This window comes from Acidovorax sp. CF316, assembly GCF_000276605.1.
GTDB lineage: Bacteria > Pseudomonadota > Gammaproteobacteria > Burkholderiales > Burkholderiaceae_C > Acidovorax.
Genome location: NZ_AKJX01000265.1, coordinates 1 through 24,158, shown reverse-complemented (window position 1 = coordinate 24,158; position 24,158 = coordinate 1). Strand labels below are relative to the sequence as shown.

General features: G+C 66.4%; 24 protein-coding genes. 6 read left to right on the top strand and 18 right to left on the bottom strand.

Translation table 11 applies throughout. The features are described from left to right. Positions 1 to 52: 52 nt before the first annotated feature. From tfpZ to sucC, 10 genes are all read right to left on the bottom strand, one after another. The gene (gene tfpZ, locus PMI14_RS34480) at positions 53 to 820 is read right to left on the bottom strand and encodes a TfpX/TfpZ family type IV pilin accessory protein (protein ID WP_007860732.1); all 768 of its coding nucleotides are present in this window, start codon (positions 818 to 820) and stop codon (positions 53 to 55) included. Between the two features lie 69 nt (positions 821 to 889). After that, positions 890 to 1,465 carry a prepilin-type N-terminal cleavage/methylation domain-containing protein gene (locus PMI14_RS34475; RefSeq protein WP_035206307.1) on the bottom strand — a complete coding sequence of 192 codons (576 nt, stop codon included), beginning with the start codon at positions 1,463 to 1,465 and terminating at the stop codon, positions 890 to 892. Positions 1,466 to 1,688: 223 nt separating this feature from the next. Further along, positions 1,689 to 2,480, bottom strand: coding sequence for an MBL fold metallo-hydrolase (locus PMI14_RS29790; protein ID WP_007860729.1), 792 nt, complete (start codon positions 2,478 to 2,480; stop codon positions 1,689 to 1,691). 63 nt (positions 2,481 to 2,543) lie between these two features. Further along, a complete protein-coding gene (locus PMI14_RS29785) occupies positions 2,544 to 4,805 on the bottom strand; it encodes a CHASE2 domain-containing protein (RefSeq protein ID WP_007860727.1) in 2,262 nt (753 codons plus the stop codon). 78 nt (positions 4,806 to 4,883) lie between these two features. Next, entirely contained in the window at positions 4,884 to 5,540 is a 657-nt protein-coding gene (locus tag PMI14_RS29780; RefSeq protein WP_007860725.1) for an FHA domain-containing protein, read from the bottom strand. Between the two features lie 41 nt (positions 5,541 to 5,581). Then, complete coding sequence (locus PMI14_RS29775) at positions 5,582 to 6,370, bottom strand: Stp1/IreP family PP2C-type Ser/Thr phosphatase (protein ID WP_007860723.1); 789 nt, start codon at positions 6,368 to 6,370, stop codon at positions 5,582 to 5,584. Between the two features lie 19 nt (positions 6,371 to 6,389). Continuing rightward, positions 6,390 to 9,038, bottom strand: a complete 2,649-nt coding sequence (locus PMI14_RS29770; RefSeq protein ID WP_035206306.1) for a CHASE2 domain-containing serine/threonine-protein kinase — start codon at positions 9,036 to 9,038, stop codon at positions 6,390 to 6,392. 170 nt (positions 9,039 to 9,208) lie between these two features. After that, on the bottom strand, positions 9,209 to 9,898 hold the full coding sequence (locus tag PMI14_RS29765) for a TerC family protein (RefSeq protein WP_007860713.1): 690 nt from the start codon (positions 9,896 to 9,898) through the stop codon (positions 9,209 to 9,211). A gap of 140 nt (positions 9,899 to 10,038) precedes the next feature. Next, positions 10,039 to 10,935 (bottom strand): succinate--CoA ligase subunit alpha, encoded by an 897-nt coding sequence (gene sucD / locus PMI14_RS29760; protein WP_007860711.1) that lies wholly within the window; start codon positions 10,933 to 10,935, stop codon positions 10,039 to 10,041. A 15-nt stretch (positions 10,936 to 10,950) separates the two neighbouring features. Beyond that, complete coding sequence (gene sucC / locus PMI14_RS29755) at positions 10,951 to 12,111, bottom strand: ADP-forming succinate--CoA ligase subunit beta (RefSeq protein WP_007860710.1); 1,161 nt, start codon at positions 12,109 to 12,111, stop codon at positions 10,951 to 10,953. 191 nt (positions 12,112 to 12,302) lie between these two features. Between sucC and argC the strand changes: the two genes are divergently transcribed. Then, the gene (gene argC, locus PMI14_RS29750; RefSeq protein WP_007860709.1) at positions 12,303 to 13,235 is read left to right on the top strand and encodes an N-acetyl-gamma-glutamyl-phosphate reductase; all 933 of its coding nucleotides are present in this window, start codon (positions 12,303 to 12,305) and stop codon (positions 13,233 to 13,235) included. On the opposite strand, the gene recX is transcribed toward argC, so the two are convergent. Together recX and recA are read right to left on the bottom strand one after the other, a co-directional pair. Continuing rightward, a complete protein-coding gene (gene recX, locus PMI14_RS29745; protein ID WP_007860708.1) occupies positions 13,232 to 13,687 on the bottom strand; it encodes a recombination regulator RecX in 456 nt (151 codons plus the stop codon). The two genes, argC and recX, sit on opposite strands and share 4 nt — an antisense overlap. A gap of 111 nt (positions 13,688 to 13,798) precedes the next feature. Then, complete coding sequence (recA, locus tag PMI14_RS29740) at positions 13,799 to 14,881, bottom strand: recombinase RecA (RefSeq protein WP_007860707.1); 1,083 nt, start codon at positions 14,879 to 14,881, stop codon at positions 13,799 to 13,801. A 141-nt stretch (positions 14,882 to 15,022) separates the two neighbouring features. Between recA and PMI14_RS29735 the strand changes: the two genes are divergently transcribed. Next, positions 15,023 to 15,547, top strand: a complete 525-nt coding sequence (locus PMI14_RS29735; protein WP_007860706.1) for a MarR family winged helix-turn-helix transcriptional regulator — start codon at positions 15,023 to 15,025, stop codon at positions 15,545 to 15,547. A gap of 7 nt (positions 15,548 to 15,554) precedes the next feature. On the opposite strand, the gene PMI14_RS29730 is transcribed toward PMI14_RS29735, so the two are convergent. The 3 genes from PMI14_RS29730 to PMI14_RS29720 form a co-directional block, all read right to left on the bottom strand. Continuing rightward, positions 15,555 to 16,061 carry a Clp protease N-terminal domain-containing protein gene (locus PMI14_RS29730; RefSeq protein WP_007860705.1) on the bottom strand — a complete coding sequence of 169 codons (507 nt, stop codon included), beginning with the start codon at positions 16,059 to 16,061 and terminating at the stop codon, positions 15,555 to 15,557. 17 nt (positions 16,062 to 16,078) lie between these two features. Further along, the gene (locus tag PMI14_RS29725) at positions 16,079 to 16,291 is read right to left on the bottom strand and encodes a helix-turn-helix domain-containing protein (RefSeq protein ID WP_007860703.1); all 213 of its coding nucleotides are present in this window, start codon (positions 16,289 to 16,291) and stop codon (positions 16,079 to 16,081) included. 66 nt (positions 16,292 to 16,357) lie between these two features. After that, entirely contained in the window at positions 16,358 to 17,287 is a 930-nt protein-coding gene (locus PMI14_RS29720) for a LysR substrate-binding domain-containing protein (RefSeq protein WP_007860700.1), read from the bottom strand. A gap of 108 nt (positions 17,288 to 17,395) precedes the next feature. On the opposite strand from PMI14_RS29720, the gene PMI14_RS29715 reads away from it, so the two are divergent. Both PMI14_RS29715 and PMI14_RS29710 read left to right on the top strand, forming a co-directional pair. Beyond that, entirely contained in the window at positions 17,396 to 18,361 is a 966-nt protein-coding gene (locus tag PMI14_RS29715; RefSeq protein WP_007860698.1) for a tripartite tricarboxylate transporter substrate binding protein BugE, read from the top strand. A 136-nt stretch (positions 18,362 to 18,497) separates the two neighbouring features. Beyond that, positions 18,498 to 19,427, top strand: a complete 930-nt coding sequence (locus PMI14_RS29710) for an N-formylglutamate amidohydrolase (RefSeq protein WP_007860692.1) — start codon at positions 18,498 to 18,500, stop codon at positions 19,425 to 19,427. Positions 19,428 to 19,435: 8 nt separating this feature from the next. Here the strand turns inward: PMI14_RS29710 and PMI14_RS29705 are convergent, their stop codons facing one another. Genes PMI14_RS29705 through PMI14_RS29695 form a run of 3 tightly spaced genes read right to left on the bottom strand, consistent with a single transcriptional unit; the run spans position 19,436 to position 22,743 of the window. Continuing rightward, positions 19,436 to 20,632, bottom strand: a complete 1,197-nt coding sequence (locus PMI14_RS29705; RefSeq protein WP_007860690.1) for a serine hydrolase — start codon at positions 20,630 to 20,632, stop codon at positions 19,436 to 19,438. 54 nt (positions 20,633 to 20,686) lie between these two features. Further along, complete coding sequence (locus PMI14_RS29700; protein WP_007860688.1) at positions 20,687 to 22,087, bottom strand: HAMP domain-containing sensor histidine kinase; 1,401 nt, start codon at positions 22,085 to 22,087, stop codon at positions 20,687 to 20,689. Beyond that, complete coding sequence (locus PMI14_RS29695; RefSeq protein ID WP_007860687.1) at positions 22,084 to 22,743, bottom strand: response regulator; 660 nt, start codon at positions 22,741 to 22,743, stop codon at positions 22,084 to 22,086. Before PMI14_RS29695 ends, PMI14_RS29700 begins: the two co-directional genes overlap by 4 nt. Before the next feature lie 150 nt (positions 22,744 to 22,893). Here PMI14_RS29695 and PMI14_RS29690 point away from each other — a divergent pair, with 150 nt between their 5' ends. Further along, positions 22,894 to 23,568: a response regulator transcription factor gene (locus PMI14_RS29690; RefSeq protein WP_007860685.1), complete on the top strand. Its 675-nt coding sequence runs from the start codon at positions 22,894 to 22,896 to the stop codon at positions 23,566 to 23,568. A gap of 3 nt (positions 23,569 to 23,571) precedes the next feature. Then, positions 23,572 to 24,158, top strand: a 587-nt coding sequence (locus PMI14_RS29685; RefSeq protein ID WP_007860683.1) for a sensor histidine kinase N-terminal domain-containing protein, incomplete at its 3' end; no start/stop codon positions are given.

Genomic DNA, 24,158 nt, shown 5'->3' with positions numbered 1-24,158 from the left:
TCCATAGAGAAATTCCGCCAATTCAATTACGCGCCAGACCCCACCCTACCCGTTAAAATCCGTCGCCCTTGACAAAGCCGACAATATTTGCACTTCCGTCGAGTACAGCAATCCAGTCTTGGCGACCCGTTACAGGTAAATAATTGAGATCCTTGATCTCAATTCCTGATTTTTTGGATATCAGTTCAATTTCCCCGCTCTTTTCTTGGAATTTTTGCAAAAAGACCGACAAGGGGATCGCCCGATTTAGCGCACCACGCGCTGCCTCATCTTTGTACGGAATATAAAACTCAGGTCTTTCAGCGTAGTCTCGTCCGCCACTCAGCACTCCGAACATGACCTTATTCTTTTCTTCGAGATCTTTTGGCCTTCTGATCGCAACCACCGCAGGTCCTTGCCAAAACTTCGGTCTCATGTCCGGGGGAAGCGATCCCACTGCATCACTCTCCAGCGCTGGTGCGGCAATAACCTTGAACCTATCTACTTCAAGGACCAAAAACAAGGGCCGGGCATCCCAAACAGTCCATACGCCATATGTCAGAGCGCCGAGCTGAATAAAAACAATGAAGCCAAGATCTCGCCACAATTCAGCCTTTGGTTTCAGCGGTGTATAAACCACCGAAGTTAGCAAAGGTCCACAAACCACATCTACAGCGACAACAAGCAAAAACAGCTCCCGCCCGCCGGATAGCTCACGATAAGGAAATGGATACCACAACCAGAACACTACTGCAGCACATACGACCGCAACAACAATACTAAATATAAAATGAATGCCTGCAGCTCTCAGGGCCGATCGCACACGCTGTTGAGCTTGCATAGTTCAACAAAATCCGAAATTTTTCGAAAAAAAGAGCGCCAAGGCGCCCTTTTTTTCTTGGCTTACAACTTAGCGGCACTCAGAAGGAGCGTACTTCGAAGGCAATGTGCCAACCACAGCATTGCCCAACAGGCGAGCGGTCGCAGCTGCATTGGTGAGGCCAGCACAAGCCCAATCAATTGCGCCAACGGACGTTGCAACAGGAGTTACGCGTTGAACGTTAGGCGAAAAGACAATGGTGTTACCATTGAGGGTCGTTGGAATACCATTACCAGCAGTAGCAGCAATTGCAACAGAGATGACCCAATTGGTCGAACCTGCAGTGAATGCAGTGCAGTCAGCTGCCGTTGGAGTAGTTGCCGCAGCACCAACGCAGTAGTTCACCACATACTTAGATGCCTTTTGAGCAAATGGTGTCGCATTGATGGCAATGGAGGCCGTATCCAGGCCTGTGATCCCGTCGGATTGGAACGCTTCGCTCAAAACACCTTTAGCAGACGAGCCAGCAATAACCGCTTCAGAAATTTTTGCACGCACGGTGTAATCTTGGTATGCGGGCAGAGCCACCGCAGCCAGAATACCGATAATCGCCACAACGATCATCAATTCAATCAGGGTAAAGCCCTTTTGCATGGAACGCTTCATATAAATTCTCCTGGGAGTCGGTTGCAAGTGAACACCTGTCGAAAATTTCTCCAGGCTGCTTCAACCTGAGCAGGTTCCGTGCCAACCTCAAAAACCAGGGGGAAGAGCCTGAGCCCCTCCCCCAAATGGGTCAATTGTCCTCGAAGTGTTTCCCGGACACCTACAAGGGCCCTGTCGCGACATTTTTGTCGTGCCACGAACGTCACCAACTGCAACACAGTGGTCAGAACACGAACTCGTCCCCGGCCTTGAGCCAATAAATGTCATGCGGGGCGGCGCCCAGGGTACCCGCGCTTTGGTCGAAGCGGCGGATCTCCTCCATGATGAGTTCGGTCTCGGAGGGCTTGGTGTGGGTGATGTAGATGGGGCAGCGCTTGCCGGGGGTCAGCTGCGCCAGTTCCTGGGCCAGGGTGTGGGGCGACAGGTGCAGGCTGCGCTGGGCCAGGGAGGTTTCGCGATTGCTGAAGGCCGTCTCGATGACGAGCATGGCAACGGGCAGGGAGTTGACGCGCGTCCAGAAATCCGGGTTGCGGCCAGTGTCACCGCTGAACACCCACCATCCCGTGCTGCCCGCCACTGCGTAGCCCACGGCAGGCACCGTGTGCACGGCGGGCAGCACCTCCAGGTGCATGCCTTCGACCTGTAGACGTTCGCCCACCGCGATGGTCTGGTACTGCAGGAAGGGCTGGTCGGAAGTGGGGATGCTGCTGAAATCCGGCCAGATGACGTTGTTGAACACATGCGCCTGCAGGGCGGCAATGGTGCCGGGCAGCGCATGGACCTGCACCGGGCTGCTGCGCAAGGAAGAGACCGCATCGAGCATCAACGGCAGCGCCGCGATATGGTCCAGGTGCGAATGCGTGAGGAACACGTGGTCGATGCGGCGCATTTCGTCCAGCGTCAGATCGCCCACCCCCGTCCCCGCATCGATGAGGATGTTGTCGTTGACCAGGAACGAGGTGGTCCGGCAGTCTTTGGCAATGGCCCCGGAGCACCCCAGTACGCGAACCTTCATGTCATGCAGTCCTGTTTGCTGTCGTCTCTTGGGTTTTTGTCGGTGCAGCTTGCGGCCATTGTCCTACTTGGTGTCGAATTGGGTGGCACCGTCCCAATCCGGCTGGAAGGGTAACACCCGCAGGGCCTGAATGCGGCCCGCGTACAGCGAATACAGGATGTTTCCAGGTTCCGATGCGTGCAAATTCCGCAAAAGCAGGGCAGATGCATCCCATTCCTGGGCCCGGTAGGCGCCAAGAAACTGGTGCCACAGGGCCAGTTGCTGCTCCCGCTCGGGCGACAGCGGCTCGGCCACCGTGCCCACGGGCGTGTAGATGGCGACGGCCTGGGCCTTGCCCTTGACGCGCACCCGGTCCAGTTCCTGCCAGATGAAGCCCGGGGCCATGGCCCGCGTGCTATCGCTGACCACCATGGTCACGCCATAGGTCTTGGACAGCCCCTCCAGCCGGGAGCCCAGGTTCACCGCATCGCCGATCACGGTGTAGCTGCGCCGGATGTTCGAGCCCATGTCGCCCACGCACATGGTGCCGGTGTTCAGGCCGATGCCCACGCCGATCTCCGGCAGCCCCTTGCGGCGGTGCTCCTCGTTGAGCTGGGCAACCGCCCGGGTCATGTCCAGCGCCGCCGCCACGGCGGACTCGGCGTGCCCGGGCGTGGCCACGGGAGCCCCCCAGAAGGCCATCACACAGTCTCCCATGTACTTGTCGATGGTGCCCTGGCGACGGCCGCGGATGATCTGGGTCAGGCGGCTGAACACGCCGTTGAGCAGGGCCTGCAGTTGCAGGGGCTCCATGCGCTCGGACAATGCCGTGAAGCCGCGCATGTCGCAGAACATCACCGTCAACTCCTGGTTGATGGCATCCATGGTGTAGCGCTCAGGCTCCTTGAGCATCTCATCCACCAACTCCGGGGGCACATAGGTGCCGAACAGGGCGGCAAGCTCCCGCTTGGAGCGGCTTTCCACAAAGTACCCATAGACCATGTTCAGCGTGAAAGCGGACAGCGCCAGCACCAGGGCGGTCGCCAGAGGCATCACCAGGCCATGCGACTGGTACAGCCAGAGGTTCAGCCCCACCAGCCCGGCAAACACCCCGGCGCTGAGCAGCACGGCCCAGCCCGCCGTCAGCAAGGGCAATGAGAATGCCAGCAGCAGCCCTGTCACCACCAACTGCAGCACATCGAAATCGGGGGCGTAGTCCGGTTGAAGCACGTTCGCGCCGTCCAGGAAGGCGGACAGCAGATTGGCATGCGTCTCCACACCAGGGTAGGTGCGCCCCACGGGTGTCACCCGCAGGTCGACCAGGCCTGGCGCCGTGGACCCCACCAACACCAGTTGGCCTTTCAGGCTGCCCTGCGGCAAGCGCCCTTCCAGCACGTCGCTGGCGGAGATATAGCGAAACGAGCCGCCGGCAACGTCACCCGGCCCGCGGTAGGGCACCAGGGTTGCCAGATTGGGATCGACCGGCAAGCGGATCCCGCGCTGGCCTTGGCGCAACAGGATGCCCTGCAACACGTCGTGGTCGAATTCCGACGAGGCATAGAGGGGCTCCACGTCCTTCACCCCCGTCGCCACACGCAGCATCGCCAAAGCCAGCGACTCGTAGTAGCGGCCCCGGAACTCGGCCAGCAGCGGCAGGGAGCGCACGACCCCATCGGGATCGGTGATGGAATTGAAAAACCCCGCCGCAGGCGCTGCCCGAGCCAGCACCCCGATATTGCTGCCATGGCCCTGCCAGGAGGTGGCCCTCAAGGGCTTGCCACGCAGCCGGTCCAGGGGCAGCGCAGGTTCGGGCAGGACGCCCCGGGCCTGTCCGTCCCGGTCGCTCGTGAAATAGTAGCCCAGCACCACGGGCCGACCCTGCAGCGACTGGGCAAACAAGGCGTCGTAGTCCAGCTCCGGTGACAGCCGTGCCAGCTGTTCGGCAAAACCGGGATTCCCATTCAGCGGGCCCTGCGCCAGTCGCTGCAGGCTGGCCAGGCCCGAACTGCCGTCGGGCTCGGCAAAAACCACGTCGAAGCCGAGCACGGACACCTGTTGGCGCTCCAGCAACTCGCCCGCGAAGCGGGCCATCTTGTCACGGCCCCAGGGCCACTGCCCGATGCGTTCCAGGCTGCGCTCGTCGATGTCGACGATGGTGATGCGCTCGTCCGTCGTCCCCGGCATGGTGGCGCGCAGGCGGGTGTCGTAGATGATGTTTTCCAGCCGCTCGAGCACCTGCAGGTGCAGGACTCCGCCCACGTGCAGCAGGGCGAACAGCAGCGGCAACAGGGTGACGGCGATGCGGCGCCAGCGGCGCGCCAACCAGGAACCAGTCCGTGGCCGCATCAGAATGGCTCAATGTGGTGGCGCCCGGCGCTGGGCAGACAGGGGGCCGAGCCAGGCGGGCGGCACGGCGCGCCCCCGTCAGGTCTGCTCGAACTGCATCTCGGTGCCGGCCAGCTCCAGCTTGTCGCCGTGCTTGAGCGGCACCGGCGACAAGCCGATGGCCGAGCCGTTGAGCAGCGGCATGTCCGGGCCTTCCACATGCGCCAGCACGAAACCGTGGTGGCGCTTGGTGATCGAGGCAACAGCCACGCCCGGCTTGCCGATGGTGGTCACCACCTTGAGCAGCGAGACCTCGCGCCCGGCGGCGGCGCCGGACATCACCTTGATCACGGCCGTGATCGGTGCGGGCGCGGGCGCTGCCGGCAGACCGGCAGGGCGCGACGCCGTGCCCAGTGGCGGCACCATGCCGGGTTTGAAGATCATGGTCTTCTCGAAATTCTCGCCCTCGGCCTCGTGCAGGAAACGGATCTTGTACTTGCCCACTTCCACCGTATCGCCATTGCGCAGTTCCTGGCGCTTGACGGCCTTGGCATTCACATAGGTGCCATTGGTGCTACCCAGGTCCTCGATCTCGACGTCATGCCCGACCATGTGGAAGATCGCGTGCTCGCCGCTCACCGCCAGGTTGTCGATCACGATATCGTTGTACGGCCTGCGTCCAAGGGTGGTGCGGTCCTTGGTCAACTGAACTTCCTTGATGACGACGCCGTCGATCGAAACGATCATTCTGGGCATGATCCACTCCTGATTTGAGATTTGTTATGGGGTCGGCACCGTCAGGCAGCGCCCAGCAGGCGGGACATGAGGCTGCGTTTCTTGCCCCCCGCGCCAGCCTGTACCAGCAGTACGCTAACGTTATCACGACCACCGTGTGCATTGGCGGTATCAATAAGCAATGTGGTTTTTTCCTCCAGCGGGAGGGCTGCACGCACCATCTCCGCCAGATCGGCATCCGACACCATGTCCGTGAGCCCGTCCGAGCACATCAGGAACAGGTCGTGCGGCGCCACCTGGAATTCATTGACTTCCATGAGCACGTTGGGCTCCACGCCCAGGGCGCGGGTGACCAGGTTGCGGTTGGAAGAGATCGCCGCCTGGTGCGGCGTGAGGATGCCGGCATCCACCTGTTCCTGCAGCCAAGAGTGGTCGCGCGTGATCTGCTGCAGCACCCCGCCGCGCAGGCGGTAGCAGCGTGAATCTCCGATGTGCCCCAGGATCAGCCGTGATCCCTGGAAGATGCCAGCCACCAGCGTGGTGCCCATGCCGGCATACTGGGGGTTCGACAGCGACGCCCCCAGAATGGCGTGATTAGCGTTTTCCACGCAGATTTCCAGTGCCCGGCGCACATCCGTCGATTGGGGCGTGCTTCCAGCCTGGGCCAGCCAGCGGGCCATTTCCGTGCGGATGAAGGTCGTGGCCATGCCGCTGGCCACTTCACCCGCGTTGTAGCCCCCCATGCCATCGGCCAGGATGGCCAGCTGGGCATCCCGGTCGATCGCGACGGCGTCTTCATTGTTGCTGCGCACCCGCCCCCGATCGGTGCGCGCAAAAAAATCGTAATTCATGGATTGAGCGGCACAGGCCTCATCGGGCGCTGGATGGCGGCAGTGAAGGATCCTTCTCTACAGGATATTCCATCACCGTTTCCTGAAAATCCGCCATGTCGTGCCCTGTTGCCTTGCGAGCCGCATCATAGACGACTGTCCGCTGCTTTGTGGCGGTTTCAGCGCCCACCAGCGCCGCCAGCGCACGCCGTATCTCGGCCGCAAACTGGCGCCCGGTCTGGTAACGGGCCTCGGGGCGCTTCATCATCGACAGCGCCACCACCTCGGCCACCTCGGCCGACAGCTCGGGCCGCAGCGTGCGCACATCGGGGGCCGGCACGCTGGCGATCTTGTGCATCAGCTCGGGCATGGAAGCCCCGCGCAAGGGCAGCGAGCCGGTGAGCATCTGGAACAGGGTCACGCCCAGCGAGTACAGGTCCGAGCGCCCGTCCACCTTCTTGCCGGCCAGCTGTTCGGGCGACATGAAGCTCGGCGTGCCCAGCACCAGCCCCGTGCGGGTCTTGCTGGAGTCGGTGATGCGCGCGATGCCGAAGTCGGTCACCTTGACCGCGTCGGTCGCCGCGTCGAACATGACGTTGGCCGGCTTGATGTCGCGGTGCACCACCTGGTTGGCGTGGGCATAGTCCAGCGCCTCGGCCACGCGGGCCGCCACCGACAGCGCCAGCGGCACCGGCAGCAGGTTGCCTTCCTTGCAGAAAGGCGACAGGTCGGTCCCCTTGAGGAACTCCATGGAGATGTAGGCCAGGTCATGCTCCTCGCCCGCATCAAAGATGGTCACGATGTAGGGATGCTGCAGCCGCCCCGCCGTCTCGGCCTCACGGAAGAATCGCGAGCGCGCGTCGATCAGCCCATCGCCTTCGAACTCCTGGCCCAGGGCCAGCGTCTTGATGGCGACCATGCGGCCGATCTTGGGATCGCGCCCCAGATACACCACACCCATGGAGCCCTTGCCGATCTCCTTGGTGATCTCGTAACGGCCCAGCATGGGCAGGCCGATGGTCGCGTCGCCCGGCAGGCGCGGCTTGGCGGGCACGCTGGGCATGGGCATTGGTGCCGAACTGGGTGGTGCCGTGTCAGGCTGGCCCGAAGCGGACTTGGCACGGGCACGCATCTTCCGGTAGCGCAGCTTGGCATCCTTGTACTGGCGGTCATGGCGCAGGATGCGTTCGTACACCAGCTTGGCCATGGCGTAGTTGCGCTTGCGCTCGAAATCCTGGGCCAGATGGTAGAGGTTGTCCTTGAGGGCCTCGGTCATCGGCAGCCGGCGAAAGTGCTCGAACGCCTGCTCCAGCTTGCCCTGGCCGTGCAGCGCCAGGCCCAGCATGCGCCGGGACTCGGCGGCCTCGGCCGACTTCGCGCGCGAAGCACCGCCGCGGCCGCGCAACTTCAGCGCCAGCATGACAAGCTGCCCCACGGCCACGGCCAAAGCGGCCCCCAGCAGCGAGAACGACAGCAGGGCATGCTCCAGCGCCAGCCACTGGGCACCGGCCAGCGCCAGCAGCAAGGCCACGCTCACGGCCAGGCCGGCCAAGGCGCTCACCTGGGGCAGGGCCAATGCCAGGTAAACCAGGGCGACCACGATGGCCAGCCATGCCGCCGGTGCCGCCCAGTCCGGGGCCGTCACGGCATGGCCCTGCCGGATGGCCGACACCATCTGCGCCAGCACTTCCACCGGGTACAGCGACTGGCCGCCCGGCGTTGCCATGGGCGCCGCCTGCGCGGCCGAGGTGAAACCCACCAGCACCGTCTTGCCCTGGAAACCGGGGGCGCCGGGCGCTGCAGAGAGCGCCTGCGCGAAGGCCGTTCGGGCAAACACCGGCTGCCCTCCTTCCGGGGCATGGAACAGGGGCCGCAGCACCGAGGTGCTGTCGGTGGCAATGCCCAGGCTGCCCAGGCGCAACCAGGGCGCGCTGGCCTGCAGGCGCAGATCGGTCGGCCCCAACTGCAGGCTGCGCAGCGCCGTCAGCAGGGCGACCGATGGCACGGCGGCCTTGTCATGGGCCAGCAGCAGGGGCATGTGGCGCAGCACGCCATCCGGGTCGGGGGTCAACTGCAGGTGGCCAATCGCGGATGCCGCGGCCGCCAGCACGGCAGGGGGATGCCGCCCGGAGGCGGCAGGCACGGCATGCTCGCCCGGGTCCGCCAGCACACTGCGGCGCACGTACGACGGCAGCGCGGCAGCCGGGCCAGCGGCCGCGTACTGCGACACCAACACCACGTTGCCCGCGCGCTGCAGGCTCAGGGCCAGCCGGGCATCGCCGGTCGGTGCAGCGACTTCCGCGCCGGGCACGCCTCCAGCCGCCGGTGGCTCGCCAGGCACGGCGGGGACGGGCAGGGGGCGGGCTGGCGTTTCCGGCAGCGGCATGGTGTAGACGATGGCCCGGACGCCAGCCGCAGTGAGCTGGTCCACAAAGCGCGCGTGCACCTCGGATTGCCAGGGCCAGGGGCCCAGGGCCTTGAAGCTGCGGTCATCGATGCCAACGACCACCAGGTCCGCCGCAGGCTCGGCCGACGCACTGCCGACGGCCGCGTCGTACATGGCCAGATCCAGCCGGTGCACCCAGCCCATCGTGCTGGCAAGGGCCACCACGACGGCTGCCACCAGTGCGCAGACAAAGCCATCGGTACGCCACCAAACCAGCTGCTGTGCCGATGTTGTTCTGCCCACTTGCGATCGATCCACGGAGGTAATGAGATACCTTTAGAAGCAATTTCCAAGCCCGGCGTCCACCAGCCCCGATCAGCCCCTTGCAGTGGTCCCAAACCCTGTGGTGGCGGGTCTTGCCTGCCGTTCTTGTCGTTGGCCTGCAGCGCCTGGCGCTGCAAATGCCATTTTTGTCAGGTCGATGCGGCGGCGCGGCTGGCGCGGCGCTGCCAGAGCTTGCCACCACCCACCACCAGGATGGCACCCAGTGCCGCAGCCACGTAGTGCAGCGACGGATGGGCGGCCACCAGGCCTTGCAGTGCCGTGTCGCCGGCGATGGTCTCGCCCGCCACCCAACCGATGAGGGCCGCGCCCAGCACCACGATCACGGGGAAACGCTCCATCAGCTTGATCATCATCGTGCTGCCGAACACCACCAGCGGAATGCTGATGGCCAGGCCCAGGACCAGCAGCGTGGTGCTGCCCTGCGCCGCCGCGGCCACTGCGATCACGTTGTCCAGGCTCATGACCAGGTCGGCCATGAGGATGGTGCGCACCGCCGCCATCAGGCTGCCATAGGTCTTGGATTCGCCCTCGTCCTCGTCGCTGTCGCTGAGCAGCTGGAAGCCGATCCACAGCAGCAGGCAGCCGCCCACGACCTGCAGGAAGGACAGCGCCAGCAGCTTGGCCGCCACCACCGTGAGCAGCACGCGCAGCACCACGGCCGCGCCCGAGCCCCAGAACACCGCCTTGCGCTGCTGCTCAGGGGGCAGCGAGCGGGCCGCCAGGGCGATCACCACCGCGTTGTCACCCGAGAGGATGATGTTGATCCAGACGATCTTGACCAGGCCGATCCAGAAATCGGCCGCTTGCAGAAATTCCATTGTCGATGACTCCACTGTTATGAATGCAAGAAGCGCCCGGAACCGGGGTTCCGGGCGCTTCTCTTTTTTGGAGCGGCCAGTGTATCGGGCGCCTGCGCCCGATGCGTCCGTAATTGTGCTTACGAACGGATGCGCGTGGCTTACTTCAGCTGGGCCTTGAGCAGCTTGCCCAGTTCCGAGGGGTTGCGCGTGATGATGAAGCCGGACTCTTCCATGATGGCCAGCTTGGCATCGGCCGTGTCGGCACCACCGGAGATCAGCGCGCCGGCATGGCCCATGCGCTTGCCGGGAGGGGCCGTCACGCCAGCGATGAAGCCCACGATAGGCTTCTTCATGTTGGCCTTGCACCACTGGGCGGCCTCGGCTTCATCGGGTCCGCCGATTTCGCCGATCATGATCACGGCGTCGGTGTCCGGATCGTCGTTGAACGCCTTCATCACATCGATGTGCTTGAGGCCATTGATGGGGTCGCCACCAATGCCCACGGCGCTCGACTGGCCCAGACCCACTTCGGTCAGCATGGCCACGGCTTCGTAGGTCAGCGTGCCGGAACGGCTCACCACGCCGATGCGGCCCTTGCGGTGGATATGACCGGGCATGATGCCGATCTTGATCTCGTCAGGCGTGATCAGGCCGGGGCAGTTGGGGCCCAGCAGCAGGGTCTTCTTGCCACCGGCGGCTTCCTTGGCCTTCATCTTGTTGCGCACTTCGAGCATGTCACGCACGGGGATGCCTTCGGTGATGCAGATGGCCAGGTCCAGGTCGGCTTCGACGGCTTCCCAGATCGCGGCAGCAGCGCCTGCGGGCGGCACGTAGATCACCGACACGGTGGCGCCGGTCTGCGTCGCAGCTTCCTTGACGGAGGCGTAGATCGGGATGTTGAAGATCGACTCGCCGGCCTTCTTGGGGTTCACGCCTGCCACGAAGGCGTTCTTGCCGTTCGCGTATTCCTGGCACTTTTCAGTGTGGAACTGGCCCGTCTTGCCCGTGATGCCCTGGGTGATGACCTTGGTGTCTTTGTTGATGTAGATCGACATGTGTGTTCTCCGGGCTTACTTGACGGCAGCAACGATCTTGGTCGCAGCTTCGGCCATGGTGTCTGCGGCGATGATGGGCAGGCCGGACTCGGCCAGCATCTTCTTGCCCAGCTCTTCGTTGGTGCCCTTCATGCGCACGACCAGTGGCACGTTCAGGTTCACGGCCTTGCAGGCGGTGATCACGCCGGTGGCGATGGTGTCGCACTTCATGATGCCGCCGAAGATGTTGACCAGGATGCCTTCGACCTTGGGGTTCTTGAGCATGATCTTGAAGGCTTCGGTGACCTTCTCGGGGGTGGCACCGCCGCCCACGTCCAGGAAGTTGGCCGGCTCGCCGCCGAACAGCTTGATGGTGTCCATGGTGGCCATGGCCAGGCCGGCGCCGTTCACCAGGCAGCCGATGTTGCCGTCCAAGCTGATGTAGGCCAGGTCGAACTTGGAAGCTTCCACTTCGGCCGGATCTTCTTCGTCCAGGTCACGGAAGGCCACGATCTCGGGGTGGCGGAACAGCGCGTTGGCGTCGAAGTTGAACTTCGCGTCCAGGGCCATCAGGTCACCCTTGGAGTCGCAGTTCAGCGGGTTGATTTCCACCAGCGACGCATCGGTTTCCATGTAGCACTTGTAGATCTTCGCGAAGATGTCCAGGGCCTGGTCAACGGAAGCACCGGTCAGGCCGATGGCTGCAGCCACCTTCTTGCCTTGCTCGGGGGTGATGCCGGTCAGGGGATCGATCATCTCGGTGATGATCTTCTCGGGCGTGGAGTGGGCCACTTCCTCGATGTCCATGCCGCCTTCGCTCGAAGCGATCAGGGCGACCTTCTGCGTGGCGCGGTCGGTGACCAGCGAGACGTACAGTTCGTTCTTGATGTCGGCGCCGTCTTCGATGTACAGGCGGCGGACCTTCTGGCCTTCGGGGCCGGTCTGGTGCGTCTTGAGCTGCATGCCCAGGATCTCACCGGAGATGCGCTTGACGTCTTCAATGGTCTTGGCGACCTTGACGCCACCGCCCTTGCCACGGCCACCGGCGTGGATCTGGGCCTTGACGACCCACACGGGGCCGCCGAGCTTCTGGGCAGCTTCGACGGCTTCTTGCACCGTGAATGCGGGAATGCCGCGCGGAACGGGCACACCAAAATTGCGCAAGATTTCCTTGCCTTGGTATTCGTGAATCTTCATGAGGTCTCTCTCAGGGAAGGGTGGTATTTACCCGTTTACCATGAACAGGTGTCTGGCCGCGGGCTTGGGGCATGGCAACCTTCGACTGTATCATGCTGCGACGCACCATCCCTTGTGCCTAACACGTACAGCGTTTACGTCCATCCATTCTTACCCGGCAGTCCACGCTGCCAGACCAGCAGGAGCAACCCATGTCCAGAGTCTTTATTGATGGCGAAGCCGGCACCACGGGCCTGCAGATCCGCGAGCGCCTGCAGGCCATGCCCGAGGTCGAGCTGGTCAGCATCGCGCCCGAGCTGCGCAAGGACCCCGCCGCCAAGCGCGAGCTGATCGCCGGCGTGGACCTGGTGGTGTTGTGCCTGCACGACGACGCCGCGCGCGAGACCGTGGCCATGGTGGACGGTATCGAGCAGGCCGGCGGCCGCAAGATCAAGATCATCGACGCCAGCACCGCCCACCGCATCGCGCCCGGCTGGGTGTTCGGCTTTCCCGAACTCACGGCCGGCCAGCCCGAGGCCGTGGCCGCCGCCACGCGCGTGGCCAACCCTGGCTGCTATGCCACGGGCGCCATCGCCCTGTTGCGCCCCCTGGTCGACGCCGGCCTCATCCCTGAGGACTTCCCGCTGGCCCTGCCCTCGGTCAGTGGCTATTCGGGCGGCGGGCGCACCATGATCGAGGCCTACCAGAAAGGCGAGGCCCCGCTGTTCGAGCTGTATGCCCTGGGCCTGGCGCACAAGCACCTGCCCGAGATCATGCGCTACACCGGCATCACGCGCCGGCCCATCTTCGTGCCCTCGGTGGGCAATTTCGAGCAGGGCATGTTGGTGCAACTGCCCCTGCACCTCGACACCCTGCCTGGCGCCCCCAAGGCCAGCGACCTGCACGACGCGCTGGCCGCCCACTACGCCAAGAGCAACACGCCCGAGCAGTGGGTCAGCGTGCTGCCGGCCACGGCCGACGGCAAGCTCGATGCCCTGGCGCTCAACGACACCAACAAGCTGGAGCTGCGCGTGTTCGCCAACGAGACCTACCGCCACGCGGTGCTGGTGGCGCGCCTGGACAACCTGGGCAAGGGCGCCAGCGGCGCCGCGGTGCAGAACCTCAAGCTGATGCTGGGCATCTAAACTTCATCATCCCCCACGCCGCGCACCACGCGGCGCACGACATCGCTGGAAAAACCGCGCGCCATCAGGAACCTGACCTGCTTGGCGCGCCCCTGGGGATCGGCAGCCGGCTCGCCGAAACGACGCCGCCACACCTCGCGGGCGCGGGCCAGCTCCGTGTCCTGCAGCTGTGCCAGGGCCTGCTGCACGGCCTCGCCGCCGATGCCCTTGGACTGCAGCTCCTGGCGGATGCGCGCCGCGCCCATGCGGCCTGCGCGCTGGTGCACCACCGAGGCCACCACACGCTCCTCGCTGATGAAGTCCCTGGCCTCCAGCTCGTTCAGCACGGCCTCGAGGTCCTCGCCCTCCTGCACATGCGGGCGCAGCTTGCGCAGCAGCTCGGCGCGCGAGTGCTCGCGCTGGCCCAGCAGCCGCAGCGCGCGGCCCTTCAGGGAAACGGTGTCAAAGCCCATGGGTTTGGTTGGCAGGCAGCCAGGCAATGGTCCAATGCACAGCGGCCATTGCCGCAACACTGCGCAATGGCCGCCCAGGTGTGTTGCGGTGGCGCCCAATGCGCCGCCGCATCACTCGTCCGAATCGCCTGCCGGGGCAGCCGCTTGCAGCCCGTCGGGCAGCAGCGCAATGCCCAGCCCTTCGCGCACCTTGTTCTCGATCTCGCGGGCGAGGTCGGGGTTTTCGCGCAGGAACTCGCGCGCGTTGTCACGGCCCTGGCCGATCTTCTCGCCGTTGTAGGCGTACCAGGCGCCCGACTTCTCCACGATCTTGGCGGTCACGCCCATGTCGATGATCTCGCCCTCGCGGCTGATGCCCTCACCGAACAGGATGTCGAACTCGGCCGTCTTGAAGGGCGGGCTCACCTTGTTCTTGACCACCTTGACCTTGGTCTCGTTGCCGATGGCTTCGTCGCCCTTCTTGATGGTGCCGGTGCGGCGGATGTCCAGGCGCACCGAGGCGTAGAACTTGAGCGCATTGCCGCCGGTGGTGGTTTCGGGGCTGCCGAACATCACGCCGATCTTCATGCGGATCTGGTTGATGAAGATGACCGTGCAGTTGGTCTTCTTGATCGTGGCCGTGAGCTTGCGCAGCGCCTGGCTCATCAGGCGGGCCTGCAGGCCCGGCAGGGCATCGCCCATCTCGCCTTCGATTTCGGCCTTGGGCGTGAGCGCGGCGACCGAGTCGATGACGATCAGGTCCACGGCGCCCGAGCGCACCAGGCTGTCCACGATTTCCAGGGCCTGCTCACCCGTGTCGGGCTGGCTGATCAGCATGTCGGACAGCTGCACGCCGAGCTTCTGGGCGTACTGCACGTCCAGCGCGTGCTCGGCGTCCACGAAGGCGCAGGTACCACCCAGTTTTTGCATCTCGGCAATCACCTGCAGGGTGAGCGTGGTCTTGCCCGAGGATTCCGGGCCGTAGATCTCGACCACACGGCCACGTGGCAGTCCGCCCACGCCCAGGGCGATGTCCAGACCCAGCGAGCCGGTGGAGACGACCTGGATGTCCTCGATCACCTCGCCTTCGCCCAGGCGCATGATGGTGCCCTTGCCGAATTGCTTCTCGATCTGGGCGAGCGCAGCCGCCAGCGCCTTGGCCTTTTCGGTGTTGACGGGGAGGGGGGGGTTGGTGCCTTTGACTGCGACGTCCATGGAAAACTCCTTGAGAAACAACGGGTTGGGTGTTTGCACTTCGTCTGCAATTAACTACAGGCTGGATGCTTGAACAGTAGTTTATGCGAGCCATTGCACGGCAGCAATGCACTATTTAGTCAGTTTGCCTGACAATATTGCATGCCTGATTTCTTGCCTGCGGCACCGCCGCCCACCCCCGCCGAGGACGGCTGGCGCCAGACCCACCTGGGTCGCCTGCTCGGCCATGCCATGCGCCGCTTCGACGCCCGGGTGCTGCAGCTCATGGCGCACAACGTGGAGGTGCCACTGGCGCTATCCAACCTGGCCGCGCGCGACCAGGTGAGCGCCGCGCACGTGCACATCACGCGCCACCTGGCGCTGCAGGGCGACCGTCTGACCGATCTGGCCCAGCGCGCCGGCATGACCAAGCAGGCCATGGCCACCCTGGTGGACCAGTGCGAGGCCTGGGGCCTGGTCACGCGCGCGGCGGACCCGCTGGACGCGCGCGCGCGCCGCGTGTGCTTCACCTCCACAGGCCTGGCGTGGCTGCAGGCCTTTCGCGATGCGGTGGCCCAGGCCGAGGCGGAGTTCCGCAGCGAGGTGGGCAAGGACGTGGCCACGGTGGTGGCCATCGGGCTGGAGGCCTATGCAGGCGGCGATGCCGCCGGCATGCAGGCGCCGTGAACCCCGCTCAGGCGGCCGACGGCACCTGGGCCCGGGCGGCAGCCACCAGCCTCGCGGCATCGATCCCCAGGGCCCGCAGCGTGCGCGCGGCCACGCCCTGCGGCATGGCCGCGATGGCGGCCACCACATGCGCCCCCAGCAAGGGGCCCGCCTGCTCCTTGCTAGAACGGGCGAGGGCCTGCACCAGTTCCTGGCCCGAGGGCTGGGCGCGGTAGAGGCCGGCCGCCGCTGGGGCGTCCAGAGCGGCCGCGGGCGCCAAAGGGCCTTGCACGCCCACGGCCTGCAAGGCCTCGCGGTACTGGCGCTCGATGGCCTCACCCACGGCCGCCGGATCGGCACCGACACTCTCGAAGGCACGCCGCGCCGAGCCGTCGGGCAGGTCCATGGCTGCGAGCAGAAAGTGCTCGACGCCCGGCGCGGGCTGGCCACGCGAACGGGCATGGGCCTCGGCATCCGTGCACAGCCGGCTCAAGGTGCGCATGCTCTGGAAACGGTGCTGCAGCTTGCGGAACATGGTGGAACTCCTTTGTCTCAGGATCGGGGGACATGGGCGGACAGCCGCTTGTGCGCGGCCTGCTTGCTGACACCCAGCGCCTGCGCGATCTGCGCCCAGGACCAGCCCTGCCGCAGCGCCGCAGCGACGGCATTGGCCTCGAGCCGGTCGGCCATCTGGCGCAAGGCCACCACGGAAGCGAGCGCGGCTTCGGGATCTTCGGGCGACGGAAGGGAGGGGAGTGCCTGCATGACGTCAACTGTAGTTGACGACTCGAAATCCGTCAACAACAGTTGACCCTGGGCCAGCCAAGCTGCCTATGCAGGCGGCAGCAGTGCAGCGGCGGACGCAGGCTCGGCACAAGCCAGCAGCCACTGACGGAACTGCTGCAGGGTCTGCAGCTGGTTGCGCCCCTCGGGGTAGCAGAACCAGTAGCCCACCTCGCTCTGGTAGCCGCAGCCGGGCAGGGGCTCGCGCACCAGGCCGCTGGTGATCTCGTCCTGCACCAGGCAGCGCGGCACCAGTGCCAGGCCCATGCCGGCCATCACCGCACGGATCATCGACTGGAACTGGTCGAACTGCGGGCCGGCCAGCGGGTTGAGCCCCTGCACCCCATGCGTTTCGCTCCAGCGCAGCCAGGCCTCGGGCACCGTGACATGGCGCAGCAAGGTGTGGCGCGCCACATCGCGCGGGTGGTCGATGGCCCAGTCCGCCACGCGGGTGCGCGGTGCGATCAGCGCCACGTCCTGACCCGTGAGGTAGTGGGCATGGGCTCCAGGCCAGTGGCCGTCGCCGAAGAGGATGGCGCAATCGAGCTCGGGCCGCTCGAAGTTGTAGCTGTGCACATAGGGCACGAAGTGCAGCGTGACCTGCGGGTGCTGCTGCTGGAACTGCGGCAGCCGCGGGATGAGCCACTTGGCCGCGAAGGTCGGCAGGCTCGACAGGTGCAGCGCGCCACCCCCATCGTCGCTGGTGATCAGCTCCAGCGTGGCCGCTTCGAGCTGCGCGAGCACGGCGCGCACGGCCTTTTCATAGCGCTCGCCCGCCGGGGTCAGGGCCAGGCGCTTGCGGCTGCGCTCGAACAGCGGCACACCCACCCAGCCCTCCAGCTCCTTGACCTGCTTGCTCACAGCGCTCTGGGTCAGGTGCAGCGCTTCGGCTGCGCGTGAGACGCCCCCGAACCGGGTCACGGTGGAGAACGCACGCAGCAGGTGCAGGGGTGGAGACAGGCGGCGAAGAGACGACATAGTAAGTTCTCAAATCATTCCATATTGGAATGTTATCAGGCACATCCATTGCTTGGTAGAGGGTACCGGATCCATTAACCTCAAAGCCCCTCCATAGGAAAACCGCCCATGAAACGCCGTCATCTGCTCACCACCCTGGCTGCCGCATCTTTCGTTCCTGGAATATCCCTGGCGCAAGATGCCAAGCCTCTGCGCATCGTCGTGCCCTTTCCGCCCGGGGGTGCCACCGACATCACCGTGCGCGCACTGCAGGAGTCGCTGGTGCGCATCCTCAAGCAACCCGTGGTGCTGGACAACCGCGCCGGCGCAGGCGGCTCCATCGGCATGGCGGAGGTGGCGCGCGCCCCGGCCGACGGCCTCACGCTGGGCGTGGCCACCTTGTCCACCCATGGCGTGAACCCGGCCGTGTACAGCAAGCTGCCCTACAACCCGATCAAGGATTTCGTGGGCGTGACCGAGATCGTCAAGGCCCCCGGCGTGGTCGTGGTGAATCCGACCGCACTGCCCGTCAAGGACTTCGCCGACCTGGTGAAGTACCTCAAGGCCAACCCCGGCCGCGTGTCGTTCGCGACGCCCGGCAACGGCACCATCGGCCATATGTGGGGCGAGCTGTTCAAGAGCAGCACGGGCACCTCCATGGTGCACATCCCCTACCGTGGTGCAGGCCCGGCCATCAACGACGTGCTGGCCGGACAGGTGGCCGTGTACTTCGACCAGGTGGCCTCCTCGCTGCCGCACATCAAGGCCGGCAAGCTCAAGGCGCTGGCGGTCTCATGGCCCACGCGGCTTGACGTGCTGCCGGACGTCCCCACCTATGCGCAGCTGGGTTTTGCCAACAACAACGACCCGTCGTGGTTCGGCCTGGTGGCCCCTGCCGGCACGCCCGCGGCTGCCGTGGACCGCATCCAGCAGGCCGTGGCGCAGGCATTGCAGGAACCTGCGGTGCGCGAGCGCCTGGCCGGCCAGGGCCTGTACCCCTCGGGCACCACGCCCAAGGACTTCTCGGCCCAGCTGGTGCGCGAGATCGAGAAGATGAAGCGCGTGGCGGCCTACGCCAGGATCGCGCTGGACTGATTTTCCCCAGGTCCCCGACAGGGGGCCTGCAAAGGCCCTAGCTGGTGAGGCCCATGGCATCCCTTCAGGGATAACCATAGTCTCCAACCGGTCCGGGCGGCTAGGCCAGCCGCCCCTTATTGCGCACACTCTGCCTATGCATGCCGCTTTGAAACTGATCAACCGACGATTCCAGCAGGCCCAGCCCGGTGCCACCGGTTCCCCCGGCACCCCGCTGGCGCCTGCGACAACCTTCACCTACCTGCCCGGCACCACCGCCCTGGTGCTCGACTCGCCGCACAGCGGCACCCGCTACCCCGACGATTTCGGCTCCGCCTGCGAGCTGCCCACGCTGCGCCGCGCCGAAGACACCCACGTCGAAAAGATCTACGACTTCGCCCCGCCGCTGGGCGTGGCCTGGGTCGAAGCCCACTTCCCGCGCATCTACCTCGATGCCAACCGCGACACCACCGAACTCGACACCACGCTGCTCGACGGTGAGTGGCCCGACCCCATCTCCACCGACCCGCGCGTGCTCTCCAAAGTGCGCCTGGGCAAGGGCCTGATCTGGAAGTTCACCGACGAAGGCGAACCCATCTACCAGCGCCTGCTCACGGTGGACGAGGTGCGCGCGCGCATCGAGCGCTGCTGGCGCCCCTACCACGGCGCGGTGCAGCAGGCCATCGATGCCGCGCACGCACGGCACGGCTACAGCATCCACATCAACTGCCACTCCATGCCCGCCGTGGCCGCCAGCCACGCCACCGACTTCCCCGGCCTGGTGCATGCCGACTTCGTCGTCGGCGACCGCGATGGCACCACTTCGAGCCCCGCCCTCTCGGCCCTGGTCTGCGAACACCTGCGCGGCTGCGGCTACAGCGTGGAGCACAACCACCCCTACAAGGGCGTGGAGCTGGTGCGCCGCTACAGCGACCCGGCTGCGCACCGCCACAGCATCCAGCTCGAGATCAACCGCCGGCTGTACATGGACGAGACCACCCTGGCCCAGCACCCCGAGGGCATGGCACGGCTGCGCACCGACCTGCGGGCGCTGGTGGACAAGCTGCTGGCGCACGACCCGCGCTGACCGACGGTTCAGGACAGCAGCCCGGTGACGGCCTCGAACAGCCGCACCAGGCTGTCGTCGGTGGCCGTGTTGGAATGGGCCAGGCCGGCACGGGATCCGTCCAGGGCCACGACGGAGACGGCCTGGAATCCCAGCGTCTGCCCGGTGTGCACCAGCCACCCCGAACCCTGCTCGGTCTGCGCCACCCAGCCCAGCACATAGTTGTCGGCCGGTGTGCGGCCCAGCCCCTGCAGCGCCTGCACATAGCTTCGGGGCAGGGGTGTGGCCTCGCCGCGCAGGGCCCGCAGGTGCCACTGCAGCCACAGGGCATCGTCGCGCACGGTCAGGCTCACCGCTCCGGCGGGTTCCAGGATCTCGAACCAGGCCCGCTCCGGCGCCTCGGGCAGGGCCTGGGGCTGCAGGCGCCCACCCACGACCTCGTGGCCCTGGGGCTGGTGGCCCCCATGGCGCAGGGGGGCACCCACGAACAGGGCCAGGCCCAGGGGTTGGGCAACGCGCTGGCGCAGCAGGTCTGCCCAGCCGAGGCCCGTGGCAGCGCGCAGCATCCGGGCCGCCAGTGCATAGCCGGCGTTGGAGTAGGCATAGCCCGGCAACGCCCCCGTGGCAGGGATGGGCGGCTGCTGCAGCAGCCAGCGCAGAAAGAACGCCTCGACCTCGGCAGGCTGCTGCAGCCCCACCAGCACCGGCTCCCCGGCCTGCTGCTCGAACAGGCCAATGTCCGCCGGGGCCGTGAAGGCCATGACACCGGCACGGTGGTCCAGCAGAGCCCGCAGCGTGATGTGGCGGTAGGCGGGTAGCGCGTCGCGGGCCAGTTCAGGCAGCACCTGCGCCAGCGTGCTGTCCCAGCGCAGCAGCCCCTGGTCCACCACGCTGGCCGCCACGCAGGCCGTCATGGCCTTGGTGTTGGAGCCGATGGCCATCAGGTCGCCCGGCTCCAGCAGTGCACGGCCCCCCAGGCGGCGCAGGCCGGCCACCGCCGTGCGGACCTCACGGACATCGGCCCAGCCCACGGCGGTGCCGACCAGCCCCTCGGTCACCAGATCGCTGGCGCGGGACTGCAGGTCCGCCTGTTCCGGATCGAGAAGGAGGGGCTCACCCCCACTGCCCCCACAGGCGGTGAGCAGGGTACCCAGCCCCACGAAAGCCAGCCACTGGCGGCGAGGGAGGGCGGCACGGGGCGCCGCGGGAAGGATCGGAAGCTGCATGGCATCTCGTACAAAAAAAGAAGATGCCCGATTGTTGGAACCCGAACCTTGGGCTCAGCCAAAGGACATGGGCCAGCGCAGCGTGAACCCCACGCCGCGCCCGTGCAGGCCTGGCCCCAGGGTGACGCTGCCGCCCAGGTGGGCCACGGCCTGCTGCGCGATGGTGAGCCCCAGGCCCGATCCGCTGCTGCGCGCGCGCGGCGAGCGCCAGAAGCGCTCGAACACCTGCGCCTGTTCGTCCACACCGATGCCCGGCCCGTCGTCCGCAATCCAGACCACCACCTCCGCGCCCTCCTGCGTGGCCCGCACCAGCACCTCGCGCCCGGCGCCTGGCCCGCATCCGTGCCGCAGGGCGTTGTCCAGCACATTGCCCAGCGCCGACCACAGCAGTTGGCGGTCAAGCGGCAGCACCCAGCGTTCCGGTGCCTCCAGGGACAGCTCCACGCCCAGGCCGTCGGCCCAGGGGCTGCGCTGCACCACGCAATCCTGGAGCAGGGCCACCAGGTCCAGTGGGCCCGCCCGCAGGCTGGGGGACTCCTCCAGTGCCGCCAGGGTGAGCAATTGCTCGCTCAGGTGCGCTGCACGCTGCAGGGCCTGCACCAGGGCGTCGGCGGCCTGCGCGCGCACCGGCCCCTCCGGTGCCTGCAGCAGGACATGGGCCTGGGCGGCGATCACCGCCATCGGCGTGCGCAATTCGTGGGCCGCGTCGTGCACCAGGGCTTTCTCACGCGCCAGGTGCCCGCGCAGCCGGCCCAGCAAGGCGTCGAAGGCCTGGGCCAGCCCCCGCAACTCCCGCTCGGCCGGCAGGTTCTGCAAGGGCCGCAGGTCCTGCGCCGAGCGCGCGGCAATCTGCGCCCCCAGCCTTTCCAGCGGGCGCAGGCCGGTGCGCACGGCCAGCCACAAGGGCAGGCCCACCAGGGGCAGCGCCAGCAGCACCGACATCGCCAGGTCTTCGCCCATGAAGCCCAGCAGGCGCGCATCGGACAGGCGCGGCTCGGCCACCAGCACGCGCCAGGCGCCGGCGGATTCCCAGGCCGCCCAGTAGATTCGGCCGGCAATCTCCATGGGCGCATGGCCCGACGGCCCGGCCAGGGCCACCCCGGGCAACTCGGCAGCGCTGCTGTGCACCAGCCGTCCCTGCGCGTCCTGCAGTTGCAGCACGACTGTATCGCCCTGCAGCAGGGCCACGTCGGTGCGCATGGCATTCAGGGCCTGGGCCATGCCGCGCACGAGCGCCCGCGCCTCGACCACATCGGGCATGGCCTTCAGAGGGACCGCCAGGCCCTGGGCCAGCTGGCGCACCCCCGGGTTGCCGTCCATCGCTGCGTAGTGGTTGCGAGCCTCCTGGGCCAGCAGCACCAGCCATACCAGCGCCATGGCCGCCAGCAGGGCCAGCAAGGTCCGGCGCGTGAGGCTGGGGCCCCACCAACGTGGCCGCAGCGCCGGCGCCGTCATGGCTGCTGCAGCCGGTAGCCCACGCCGCGCACGGTGGCGATGCGCTCCGCGCCGATCTTCTTGCGCAGGTTGGAGACATGCACCTCCAGCGTGGCGGCGTCCAGGGCATCGCCCAGCGGTTCGAGCCGCTGGGCCAGCACGTTCTTGGCGATGACCGTGCCGGGCTCGCGCGCCAGCTCCAGCAGCAGCCGGAATTCGCGCGGCGACAGCGCCAGGGGTACCTCTTCCAGCCAGGCTTCGTGCCGCCGCGGTGCGATCCGCAGGGCGCCCAGCATCCACTCGTCGCTGGTCTGCCGGGCGCTGCGCCGCAGCACGGCATGCAGCCGGGACAGCAGCTCGGGTACATGGAAGGGCTTGAGCACATAGTCATCGGCCCCGCCGTCCAGGCCGTCGATCCGGTCCTGCAGCGCCGTGCGGGCCGTGATCACGATCACGGGCAGCGCCAGGCCAGCGCGGCGCCAGCGGCGCAGCAGCGCCATGCCCTGGCCGTCGGGCAAGGTCTGGTCGAGCAGCACCGCGGCCACCTCGTCGGCATCGGGCACGGGCGGCGTCGCCGCCGCGCTGCGCAGCCATTGCACGGTGAAGCCATCGAGCTGCAGGGCCTGCAGCAGCGCCTGCCCCAGGTCCAGGTCGTCTTCGATGAGCAGGATGTGCATGGCGCGCATTGTCCATGCGCCAGGCTTGCACCCAGCCAAAGGCCGCGCGCTTTCGGCGCCAACCGGCGAGGGCCGGCACTGAACCGATGGCACGCCCTAGAATCCAACCCAAGAACCTGCCCTACAGGCCGCCCACCAGGAGACACCCGCATGCGCATCCTCATTGCCGAAGACGACCAGGTGCTGGCCGATGGCCTGCTGCGCACCTTGCGCAGCTCCGGTGCCGTGGTGGACCACGTGGCCAGCGGCAGCGAGGCCGATGCCGCGCTGCTGACCAACAACGAGTTCGACCTCCTGATCCTGGACCTGGGCCTGCCGCGCATGCACGGGCTGGAGGTGCTCAAGAAGCTGCGCAGCCGGGGCTCGGCCCTGCCGGTGCTGATCCTCACCGCGGCCGACAGCGTGGAAGAGCGCGTCAAGGGCCTGGATTTCGGCGCCGACGACTACATGGCCAAGCCCTTCAGCCTGCAGGAGCTCGAAGCGCGCGTGCGCGCCCTCACGCGCCGCGGCATGGGCGGCACCAGCAGCGCCATCAAGCATGGCCCGCTGGTCTACGACCAGGCCGGCCGGGTGGCCACCATCGACGGCAAGATGGTGGAGCTGTCCGCGCGCGAGCTCGGCCTGCTGGAGGTGCTGCTGCAGCGCGCCGGGCGCCTGGTGAGCAAGGAGCAGTTGGTCGAGCGCCTGTGCGAATGGGGCGAGGAGGTGAGCAACAACGCCATCGAGGTCTACATCCACCGCCTGCGCAAGAAGATCGAGCGCGGCCCGATCCGCATTGCCACGGTGCGCGGCCTGGGTTACTGCCTCGAAAAGATCCCGGGCTAGTCCTTGAAAATCTTCCAGCGCGAGCAGCGCTCCCTGTTCGGCGAGATCCTGGACTGGATGCTCACCCCGCTGCTGCTGCTGTGGCCCGTGAGCCTGGCGCTGACCTGGCTGGTGGCCCAGGGCCTGGCCAACAAGCCGTTCGACCGGGCGCTGGAGTACAACGCCCATGCCCTGGCCCAGCTCGTGGGCGTGCAAAAAGGGGCCGTGCAGTTCAACCTGCCCCAGCCGGCCAGCGAAATCCTGCGTGCCGACGATTCCGACGTGGTGTACTACCAGGTCAAGGGCGTGAGCGGCGAGTTCCTCTCGGGCGAGCGCGAACTGCCGGCACCCCCTTCCGACGAAGTGCCCATGCCCGGCGAGGTGCGGCTGCGCGATGCCGAGCTGCGCGGCATCGACATCCGCGTGGCCTACATCTGGGTGCGCCTGCCCTTGAAGGACAGCCCCCTGGCGCTGGTGCAGGTGGCCGAGACGCGCGAGAAGCGCAGCGTGCTGGCCACCGAAATCATCAAGGGCGTGATGCTGCCGCAGTTCGTGATCCTGCCGCTGGCGGTGCTGCTGGTGTGGCTGGCGCTGGCGCGCGGCATCCAGCC